This is a genomic window from Janibacter sp. CoH_79_TC_3 (assembly GCF_058197955.1).
This window is the reverse complement of record NZ_JBXWIV010000154.1, coordinates 1-248: the sequence shown is the minus strand read 5'-3', so window position 1 is coordinate 248 and position 248 is coordinate 1. Positions and strand designations below refer to the sequence as shown.

Genomic DNA, 248 nt, shown 5'->3' with positions numbered 1-248 from the left:
TATAAAAATAGTGAATAATTCTCTAAAAATACCGAAGATAAAATCACTAATTAAAATAAAAATACATCGTAATATTCCAGATAATTACAAATTAAAATCTGTAACAATAAGTCAATCCGCAAGTGGAAAGTATTATGCAAGTATTCTTTTCGAATATGAAAACCAAGTAATCGAAAAGAAGTCAAAAACTTTTGTAGGATTAGATTTTTCCATGCACGAATTATATGTTGATTCAGAAGGAATATACG

Annotated in this window: 1 protein-coding gene; it reads left to right on the top strand. The window is 25.8% G+C overall.

Annotation, left to right across the window (positions count from 1 at the left end):
- Positions 1-248: hypothetical protein (locus AC2FA3_RS15450; RefSeq protein WP_490510360.1), on the top strand; the 248-nt coding region annotated here is incomplete at both ends.